Genomic DNA, 10,975 nt, shown 5'->3' with positions numbered 1-10,975 from the left:
CCCGTACTCCTTACTAAGAAATTAGCTTCTCAAGTTCCGCTCCAGATAGACGTTTGAGGGCCTCCAAGGATTTAGCCAATTCATCCTGAAGGGGTTGCAGCGCGCCACGCAGGGCCTCGACCCGAGCGCAATAGGCACGCAGGTCGGCGGTGACGAACAGTTCGCGCAGCGGTACCTCGACCGCCAGTTGCTCGCGAATGCGCGCGCTGACCTGGGTGGCCAGCAGCGAATGGCCGCCCAGCTCGAAGAAACTGTCGTCCATGCCGACCTGCTCGATGCCCAATACCTCTTGCCAGATCTGCGCGATGCCTTGCTCCAGCTCGCCCTGGGGTGCCACGTAGGCGCGCTGGTGCTGGCTCAGGTCCGGCGCCGGCAGCGCCTTGCGCTCCAGCTTGCCGTTGGGGCTCACCGGCAACGCCGGCAGGTAGATGAAGTGCGTCGGCACCATGTAGTCCGGCAGCTGCGCCTTGAGCACTTCGCGCAGGGCCGCGCTGTCCTCGTCGCCGGCCACCAGGTAGGCCACCAGTTGCAGGCTGCCGTTCACCGGCACCGCCAGCACCGCCGCTTCGCGAACGATGGCCTGCTCCAGCAGGCGTGCCTCGATCTCGCCCAGTTCGATACGCAGGCCACGGATCTTCACTTGGTGGTCGATCCGGCCCCGGTATTCGATCACCCCGTCCGCGCGCTGGCTGGCCAGGTCGCCGGTGCGGTACAGCCGCGCACCGTCGCCGAACGGGCTGGTGACGAAGCGCTCGGCGGTCAACCCCGGGCGACGGTGGTAGCCACGGGCCAGGCCTTCGCCGCCCAGGTACAGCTCGCCCACCACGCCCACTGGCACCGGCTCCAGGTTGCCGTCCAGCACGTAGGTCGCCAGGTTAGCGATCGGCTGGCCGATCGGCACCGTGTCGCGGCCTTCCTCGCGGCAGGTCCAGTGGGTCACGTCGATGGCCGCTTCGGTCGGGCCGTACAGGTTGTACAGGCCGGCGTTCGGCAACTTGGCAAACACACCCTGCTGGGCATCCACCTGCAACGCCTCGCCACTGCAGACGATGCGCTTGAGGCTGGTGCAGCGACTTACCTGCTCGTCCTGCAGGAACACCTGCAGCATCGATGGCACGAAGTGCAGCGTGCTGACCTGGTGCTGGTTGATCAGCTCCACCAGGCGCGACGGGTCGCGGTGGTCGCCCGGGCCGGCCACGGCCAGACGGGCACCGGTCATCAGCGGCCAGAAGAACTCCCACACCGAGACGTCGAAGCTGAACGGGGTCTTCTGCAACACCGTGTCGCTGCCATCCAGCCCATAAGCCTGCTGCATCCAGCACAGGCGGTTGACCAACGCAGAATGGCGGTTGCCCGCCCCTTTCGGCTTGCCGGTCGAGCCCGAGGTGTAGATCACGTAGGCCAGGTTTTCCGGGCTCACGGCTACCAACGGACGGCTGCTGTCGTTGCCTTCCAGCTGCAGCGTATCCAGGTGCAGCACCGTCAGGCCCTCTGGCAACGGCAGTTGCAGATGGCTCTGGGTCAGCAGCAACTGGATGCCGCTGTCTTCGAACATGTAGCTCAGGCGCTCCGCTGGATACTCAGGGTCCAGCGGCACGTAGGCGCCACCGGCCTTGAGGATCGCCAGCAGGCCGACCACCATTTCGAGGCTGCGCTCGGCGGCGATACCGACCAGCACGTCCGGGCCAACGCCTTGCGCCATCAGGTGCCGGGCCAGTTGGTTGGCGCGGGCGTCCAGCTGGGCGTAGCTCAGGTGGGTATCGCCGAACACCAGGGCCTCGGCCTGTGGCGTGCGGTCCACTTGGTCTTCGATCAACTGCTGGATAGAACGGTCCAGCGGATACTCGGTGGCAGTGGCGTTCCACTGCTCGACGATCTGTTCGCGTTCCGCGTCATCCAGCAATGCCAGCTGGTCGAGCGGCAGCGCCGGGTCGGCGACGACCTGCTCCAGCAGCCGCAACCAGTGCTGGGCCAGGCGCTCGATGCTGGCCGCGTCGAACAGGTCCGTGGCATAGCTGAAACCAGCCAGCAGCCCTTCGTCGCTGTCGAAGGTGTCCAGCTTCAGGTCGACCTGGGCACTGAAGGTGTCGCTGGCCAACGCTTCCAGGCGCAGCCCGGCCGCCTCGGCGGCAACGCTTGCCGGCGCTTGCGCCTGGTGGTTGAACATCACCTGGAACAACGGGTTGTAGCTCAGGCTGCGCTCCGGGCGCAGGGCATCGACCAGTTGCTCGAACGGCAGGTCTTGGTGCGCCTGGGCTTGCAGCGCGGTGCGCTTGACCTGTTGCAGCAAGTCGCTGAACGACTGGCCGGCGTCGAACCGTGCCTTGAGCACCTGGGTGTTGACGAAGAAGCCGATCAGCCCTTCGGTTTCCAGGCGGTTGCGGTTGGCGATCGGCACGCCGACCCGTACATCGTCCTGGCCGCTGTAGCGCTGCAACAGGCCCTGGAACGAGGCCAGCAACCACATGAACAGCGTCACCCCCTGCTCACGCGCCTGCTGCTTGAGCGCCCCACTCAACCCGGCCGGCAACGGCAGCACGACGCGGGCGCCACGGTAGCTCGGCTGCGCCGGCCGCGAACGGTCGGTAGGCAGCTCCAGCACCGGTTGCTCACCGCCCAGTTCGCCGGTCCAGAACGCCAACTGGCGCTCGCGCTCGCCGGCCTCCATCCAGTCGCGCTGCCAGGCAGCGTAATCGGCATACTGCACCGGCAGCGGCGCCAGGCTGGCGGCTCGCCCCTCGAGGCTGGCGGCGTACAGCTCGCTCAACTCGCGCGCCATCAGTTGCATCGACCAACCGTCCGAGACGATATGGTGCTGGGTCACCACCAGCAGGTGCTGGTCCGCCGCCAGGCGTGCCAGGCGAACCCGCAGCAGCGGCCCCTCGCGCAGGTCGAACAGGCGTTGCACCTCGCGCTCCACATAGCCACGCAGTTGTTCGTCCTGCTGTTGCGCGCTGCCCGACAGGGCCAGGGCATCCTGCTCAATCGCCAGGCGCAGGGTCGGCTCTACCCGCTGACAAGCCCGCCCCTGCTCCTCGACGAAGCGCGTGCGCAGGGTTTCATGCCGCGCCAGCAGCCCATCGAAGGCCTGTTGCAGGGCCGCCACGTCGAGCGGGCCGACAAGGCGCAGGGCCAACGGGATGTGGTAGGCGCTGCTGTCCGGCTGCAACTGCCAGAGGAACCACTGCCGCTCCTGGGCATAGGACAACGGCAAGGCCTGTTCTCGCGAACGTGGCAGCAAGGGCGGTTGCGGCTGCGCCTTGGCCTGGTCCAGCACCTGGCAGAACGAGGCCAGGGTGGGCTGCTCGAACAGGCTGCGCAGGTCCACCTCACGCTGCAGTGCTTGGCGCACTCGTGAAATCACCTGAGTGGCCAGCAGCGAATGACCGCCAAGGGCGAAGAAGTTGTCGTGCAGGCCAACCTGCTCAATGCCCAGCACCTCTTGCCAGATCTGTGCAATGCGTTGTTCCAACGGACTCTGCGGCGCCACATAGGCCTGCTGGTGCTGGCTCATATCCGGCGCCGGCAGCGCCTTGCGCTCCAGCTTGCCGTTGGGGCTCACCGGCAACGCCGGCAGGTAGATGAAGTGCGTCGGCACCATGTAGTCCGGCAGCTGCGCCTTGAGCACTTCGCGCAGCGCAGCGCTGTCCTCGTCGCCGGCCACCAGGTAGGCCACCAGTTGCAGGCTGCCGTTCACCGGCACCGCCAGCACCGCCGCTTCGCGCACGATGGCCTGCTCCAGCAGACGCGCCTCGATCTCGCCCAGCTCGATGCGCAGGCCACGGATCTTCACCTGGTGGTCGATCCGGCCCCGGTATTCGATCACCCCGTCCGCGCGCTGGCTGGCCAGGTCGCCGGTGCGGTACAGCCGCGCACCGTCGCCGAACGGGCTGGTGACGAAGCGCTCGGCGGTCAGCCCCGGGCGACGGTGGTAGCCACGGGCCAGGCCTTCGCCACCCAGGTACAGCTCGCCCACCACGCCCACCGGCACCGGCTCCAGGTTGCCGTCCAGCACGTAGGTCGCCAGGTTGGCGATCGGCTGGCCGATCGGCACCGTGTCGCGGCCTTCCTCGCGGCAGGTCCAGTGGGTCACGTCGATGGCCGCTTCGGTCGGGCCGTACAGGTTGTACAGGCCGGCGTTCGGCAGCTTGGCGAACACGCCCTGCTGGGCATCCACCTGCAAGGCTTCGCCACTGCAGACGATGCGCTTGAGGCTGGTGCAGCGACTTACCTGCTCGTCCTGCAGGAACACCTGCAGCATCGACGGCACGAAGTGCAGCGTGCTGACCTGGTGCTGGTTGATCAGCTCCACCAGGCGCGACGGGTCGCGGTGGTCGCCCGGGCCGGCCACGGCCAGGCGGGCACCGGTCATCAGTGGCCAGAAGAACTCCCACACCGAGACGTCGAAGCTGAACGGGGTCTTCTGCAACACCGTGTCGCTGCCATCCAGGCCATAGGCCTGCTGCATCCAGCACAGGCGGTTGACCAGGGCCGAGTGGCGGTTGCCCGCCCCTTTCGGCTTGCCGGTCGAGCCCGAGGTGTAGATCACGTAGGCCAGGTTTTCCGGGCTCACGGCTACCAACGGACGGCTGCTGTCGTAACCTTCCAGTTGCAGCGTATCCAGGTGCAGCACCGTCAGGCCCTCGGGCAACGGCAGTTGCAGATGGCTCTGGGTCAGCAGCAACTGGATGCCGCTGTCCTCGAACATGTAGCTCAGGCGCTCCGCCGGGTACTCCGGGTCAAGCGGCACGTAGGCGCCACCGGCCTTGAGGATCGCCAGCAGGCCGACCACCATTTCGAGGCTGCGCTCGGCGGCGATACCGACCAGCACGTCCGGGCCAACGCCTTGCGCCATCAGGTGCCGGGCCAATTGGTTGGCGCGGGCGTCCAGCTGGGCGTAGCTCAGGCGGGTCCCGCCGAACACCAGGGCCTCGGCCTGTGGCGTGCGGTCCACCTGGGCTTCGATCAACTGCTGGATCGAGCGGTCCAGCGGGTATTCGGTGGCAGTGGCGTTCCACTGCGCCTGCTCGTCGCGCTCGGCGCCGGTCAGCATGGGCAGCGCGCCAAGCACCGCTTGTGGCGCACCCGCCATGGCCTGCAGCAATGCCAGCAGGTGCTCGCTCAGGGTCTCGATGAAGCCGGCCGGGAACTCAGCCGCGCCATGGCGGTACTCGATGCTCAGCGTGTCGGCCGCGCCAATCGCCACCGTCAACGGGTAGTTGGTCTGCTCGTGGCTGTGCACCTGGCCAAACTGCAAGGCACCCGGCAAGGCGCCCTGCAACGCTTCGGACACCGGGTAGTTCTCGAATACCAGGATATTGTCGAACAAGGCCTCGCCGCCCTGCCCGGCCCAGCGCTGCACGTCGAACAACGGTGTGTGCTCGAACTCGCGCAATGCCAGGTTGGCCTCCTGCACTTCCTGCAACCAGGTCGCCACGCGCTGCTCGGGTCGCGGGCTGGCCACCACCGGCAAGGTGTTGATGAACAGGCCCACCTGCTGCTCGATACCCTGCAATTGCGCCGGGCGCCCCGCCACGGTGGCACCGAAGCACACCGTCGACTGCCCGGTGTGGCGCTGCAACAGCAGCAGCCAGGCGCCTTGCACCAGGGTGTTGAGGGTAATCTTCTGCGCCCGGCAGAAGTTCGCCAGCTCCGTGGTGGCCTGGCGGTCCAGGTGCTGGCGATGCAGGCGTTGCCCCGCCTCGCCGCCCACCTGGCGCCGGGCCAGGCGGGTCGGTGTCTCCAGCGTGCGCAGTTGACCCTGCCAGAACGCCTGGGTGCTGGCCCCGTCGCGCTCGCCCAGCCATTCGATATAGTCGGCCCAGCGCGCCTGCACCGGTGCCAGGGCCATGCCATGGTAGGCCTGCATGATCTCGCCGAGCAGGCGCGAACTGCTCCAGCCATCCATGAGGATGTGGTGATGGCTGTAGATCAGTTGATGGCGCTGCTCGCCTGTGCGTACCAGCTGCACCCGCATCAGCGGCGCCTTGGTCAGCGCGAAACCTTGCTCGCGCTGGGCCCGGGCCAGCTGTTCGAGGGCTTGCTCGCAGTCCTCGCGCCCACGCCAGTCGAGCAGCTCGAACGGCAGCGCGACATCGCGCATGACCACTTGCAGTGGTTGCGGCACGCCCTCCCAGAAGAACCCGCTGCGCAGCACTTCATGGCGCTGCATGACCTGCTGCCAGGCGGCGCGGAAGCGCTCGCCATCCAGGCCCTCGACGGGCACCTGCAACTGGTTGATATAGTCGCCCGCCTCGGCGTGGTAGAGGGTGTGGAACAGCATGCCCTGCTGCATCGGCGACAGCGGCAGGATGTCCTCCACCGCCCCCAGGTCGACAGCCAGTGCGTCCAGGCTGGCCTGGTCCAGGCCAGCCAGGGGGAAGTCCGACGGCGTCGCGCCCACGACGCCTGGGGTGCAGCAGTGCTCGACCAGCGCCTCCAGGGCCTGGCCATAGGCCTCGGCCAGGACCTGCATGGCCTGGGGCTCGAACATGTCCGGGCTGAAGCTCCAGTCGATGCTCAGCGTCCCGCCATACACCTGGCCATTGAGGGTCAGCCAGTTGCCCAGCGGGGCGCCGGCGCTCTGCTCCGCGCCGCTGCTCTCGCGGGCCGGCGAGAACAGGCTCGGGGTGTCCTCGGCGAAACTGCCGTCGAACTGCCCCAGGTAGTTGAAGGTGACGCGGGGCTCCGGCAGCGCGGCCAGGCGCGCGCGCACCTCGGGCTCGCCCAGGTAGCGCAAGGCGGCGAAACCGATGCCTTTGTCCGGCACCTCGCGCAGCTGTTGCTTGGCGGCCTTGATCGCTTGCGGCCAGTGCGCCGCCGTGGGCAGGCGCACCGGGTACTTGCAGGTGAACCAGCCCAGGGTGCGGGTCAGGTCGATGCCATCGAAGATCTCCTCGCGGCCATGCCCTTCCAGCTGCACCAGCACATCCTGGCGCCCGGTCCAGTCGCCGAGCACCCGCGCCAGCGCGGCCAGCAACAGGTCGTTGACCTGCGTGCGGTAGGCCGCCGGGGCCTGTTGCAGCAAGCGTTGGGTCAATGCCGCGGACAGCCGCGTGCTGACGGTGGCCTGGCGGTCCTGGCGCAGCGGCACATCGCGGCGCAGCGCCGGCAGATCGGCGTCGACGCCCTCCAGGGTGTGCAGCCAGTAGTCCAATTGCTGGGTGGCCAACGCGCCTTGGGCGTGGGCCTGAAGGCGCTCGCCCCACAGTCGCAGCGAGTCGGTCTTGGCCTGAAGTTGCGGGGCTTGCCCGTTGGCCAGCTGGTTATAGGCGCACTGCAGGTCCTCGAAGATGACCCGCCATGAAACACCGTCCACCAGCAGGTGGTGAATCACCAGCAACAGGCGCTGGCTGCCATCGTCCAGGTCCACCAGCAATGCCCGCAGCAGCGGCCCCTGGGCCAGGTCGAGGCTGCGCTGGGCATCCTCGCACAGCGCCTGCAGGGCCTCACCCGTCACCCCGTGGTGCTGGCGGCACAGTGGCGTGGTCTGCCATTGCTGGCGCTGCTCCTCGAGGCTCAGGTAACGGGCCTGCCAGCCCTGGGCGCCCTCGACGAAGCGCTGGCGCAGGCCATCGTGATGCTCCACCAGCGCGCGCAAGGCCGCCTCCAGCACCTGGACATCGATGCGCTGGTGCGCCTGCAACAGCACCGACTGGTTCCAGTGATGACGCTCGGGCACGGCCCGGGCGAAGAACTGCTGCTGGATCGGCAGCAGCGCCAGGGCACCGGCCAGCGGCCCCTGCTCGGCACGGTGCGCCGCGTCGCCGAACACGGCGACGCTGGCCAACGCCTGCACGGTCTGGTGCTTGAACAACTGCTTGGGGGTGAACACTATGCCGGCCTGGCGAGCCCGGCTGACCACCTGGATGGACATGATCGAGTCGCCGCCCAGTTCGAAGAAATTGTCGCCAAGGCCGACCCGCTCACGCTGCAACACGTCCTGCCAGATCGCCGCGATGCCTTGCTCCAGCGCGCTGCGTGGCGCCACATAGGCGAGCTGCGCCGGGCTGGCGTCGGGGGCTGGCAAGGCGCGGCGATCGACCTTGCCGTTGGCGTTGAGCGGCAACGCAGGCAACAGCACGAAATGCGTCGGCACCATGTACTCCGGCAGCACGCTCGCCAAGGCCTGGCGCAACGGGGCCGCGTCGGCGTCGGCGCTGTCGAGCACCACGTAGGCCGCCAGTTGCTTGTCGCGGGCCAGCACCACGGCTTCCCTGACACCGGTCAGGCGTTGCAGGGCGGCGGCAACCTCGCCCGGTTCGACCCGGTAGCCACGGATCTTCAACTGATCGTCGATACGCCCGCGATAGACCACCCCGCCCGCGCCGAGGCTGGCGGCGTCGCCGGTACGGTACATGCGCTGGCCGGGCTGGCCCGAGGGGTCGGGGACGAAGCGCTCGGCGGTCAAGCCAGGCTGGCCCAGGTAGCCCCGCGCCAGACATGGCCCGGCCACGTGCAGCTCGCCCGTCACCGCTGCCGCGACCGCCTGCAGGTCGCCATCGAGCAGTTGCACGCGGCTGTTGGCCAGAGGCTGGCCGAGGCTGACCGTGACCGGCTGGGCATCCAGCGCCAAGGCCTGGGCGAGAATGCCGACCGTCGACTCGCTGGGGCCGTAGTGGTTGTACACCTGGCACTGCGGGGCCAGCGTGCGCACCCGTGCCAGCAGCGCCGGCGAGCTGTGTTCGCCGCCGAGGATCAGACAGCGTCGCGGCAGCACGGCAGCGGCGTCACGGGCCGACAACAGCGCCTCCAGGTGCGAAGGCACGATCTTCAGCGCATCGATGGCGTGTTCGCGCATGTACCCGGCGAACCCGTCGCTGTCCATGGCCAGCTCGCTGGCCAGCAAGTGCAGGGTGCGCCCGGAGCACAAGGCACCGAACAGCTGGGTATAGCCCAGGTCGGCGGCGACGGTGGAAACCATGGCCAGGCTGCCCACCGCGCTCAGGTCGATGCGCGCGTACAGGCCGGTGACGTAGTTGAGCAGCGCGCGGTGGCTGACCATGACGCCCTTGGCCCGGCCCGTGGAGCCGGAGGTGAAGATCAGGTAGGCCAGGTTGTCGGCACAGCCGCCCGAAGCAGGCACGGCGCTCCAGGCCTGGCAGTCGTCGACCTGGACCTGCTCGAACGCGCCCTGCAACGGCGCGCGCCCCTGGGCCAGGTCATCGCTCAGCAGCAGCGCCACCTGGGCCTCGGCCAGCAGTTCCTGTTGGCGAGCCGGCGGCGTGGCGAGGTCCAAGGCCAGGTAATGCCCCCCCGCCTTGAGTACCGCCAGCATCGCCACCAGCAGCTCGACCGAACGCTCCAGCGCCAGGCCCACCGCCACTTCCGGGCCCACGCCGCTGGCGCGCAGGCGCGCCGCCAGGCGGTTGCTCCACTGGTCGAGCTCGGCATAGCTCAGTTGCCGCTCGCCACAGACCACGGCAATCGCCTCGGGCTGGCGCGCGGCCTGTTGCTCGAACAGTTGGTGAATGCCGGCGCAGTCCGGCGCCGGCAGCGCCTGGTAGTCAGGCTGGCTGAGCGGCGCCAGGGGGATTTCACCCAGCGCCCTGCCCGGCTCGGTGATCACCGCCTGCAGCAAGGCAAGCCAGTGCTCGGCCATCTGCCGCACGGTCGGCTCGGCGAACAAGTCGGTGGCATAGATGAAGCGCGCGCTGATGTCCTGGCCCTGCTCGACGGTTTCCAGGGTCAGGTCGAACTTGCTGTGACCGCTGTCCAGTGGCAGCTGGCGCACCTGCAATGGCATGCCGGGCGGCAGTTGCACTTCGCCCAGGTCGTTCTGGTGGTTGTGCATCACCTGGAACAACGCGCCATGGCTGAGATCGCGCTGGACCTGCAAGGCATCGACCAGTTGCTCGAACGGCAGGTCCTGGTGGGCCTGGGCTTCACGACTGGCGGTGCCGACCTGCGCCAGCAGGTCGTTGAACGAGGCCTGGCCGTCGATCCGCGCGACCAGCACCTGGGTGTTGATGAAGAAACCGATCAAGCCACGGGTTTCCACGCGGTTGCGGTTGGCCAGGGCCACGCCGACGCGTACCTGCTCTTGACCGCTGTAGCGGTGCAGCAGCAGTTGCAGGGCCGCCAGCAGCACCACGAACGGCGTCACCCCCTGGCGCTGCGCCAGCGTGCGCAGGCCCTGGGCCAGATCGCTGGGCAGGGCCAGCTCGATACTGGCGCCGCGCAGGCTCTGTTCGGCCGGGCGCGGGAAGTCCAGCGGCAGTTGCAACAGCGGATGCTCATCGCCCAGTTGGGTTTTCCAGTAGGCCAGCTGGCGGTCACGCTCGCCGGCTTCCATCCAGCGCCGCTGCCACAGGGCATAGTCGGCGTACTGGATCGGCAATGCCGGCAATCCGGCGGAGCGGCCTTCGCTGGCGGCCAGGTAGCCATGGATCAGTTCGTCCACCAGCACCTGCATCGACACGCCATCGGCGACGATATGGTGCAGCACCAGCAGCATCACGTGCCGGTCCGCCGCCAGGCGCAGCAGGCGTACCCGCACCAGCGGCGCCTGGGCCAGGTCGAATGGCTCGGCGCTGCCGGCGTCCAGGAAGGCCTCGACCTGAGGCTGTTGCGCGCCGGCGCCGAGGGTTTCGACGCTCAGCGCCACCCTGGCCTGCGCTTCGATCACCTGCAGCGGCTGCCCGTCGTCGGCGACGAAGCGCGTGCGCAGCGAGGCGTGGCGCACCAGCAGGTCGTCGAAGGCCTGCTGCAGGGCCGCCAGGTCGAGCGGACCCTCCAGGTTCAGGGCGCTGGTGATGTGGTAGGCGCTGCTGTGCGGCGCCAGTTGCCAGAGGAACCATTGGCGTTGCTGGGCGTAGGACAGCGGCAGCGCATCGAGCTCCTCGTGCATCGCCGGAATCGGCAGGTTGCTCAGGCTCATGCCGCGGTCGGCGAGCTTCTGCAGAAAGACCTTGCGCTGGGCCAGAGGCAGGCGGATGAAGCGCTGCACCAGCGCAATGTTGTCCTGTACAGCCAT

1 protein-coding gene is annotated in these 10,975 nt (G+C 68.3%); it reads right to left on the bottom strand.

All coding sequences use genetic code 11. The features are described 5' to 3' along the window. Positions 1-13 precede the first annotated feature (13 nt). Positions 14-10,975 carry an amino acid adenylation domain-containing protein gene (locus ACYUME_RS10855; protein WP_460418846.1) on the bottom strand — a complete coding sequence of 3,654 codons (10,962 nt, stop codon included), beginning with the start codon at positions 10,973-10,975 and terminating at the stop codon, positions 14-16.

The sequence above is a fragment of the Pseudomonas sp. microsymbiont 2 genome, assembly GCF_054788395.1.
Note: the sequence above shows the minus strand (reverse complement) of the source record. Positions and strands in the feature narration are given on the sequence as shown.

Excerpts from the sequence above, each read along its gene's own strand:
- ACYUME_RS10855 (WP_460418846.1), bottom strand. The coding sequence starts at position 10,975 with ATGGCTGTACAGGACAACATTGCGCTGGTGCAGCGCTTCATCCGCCTG.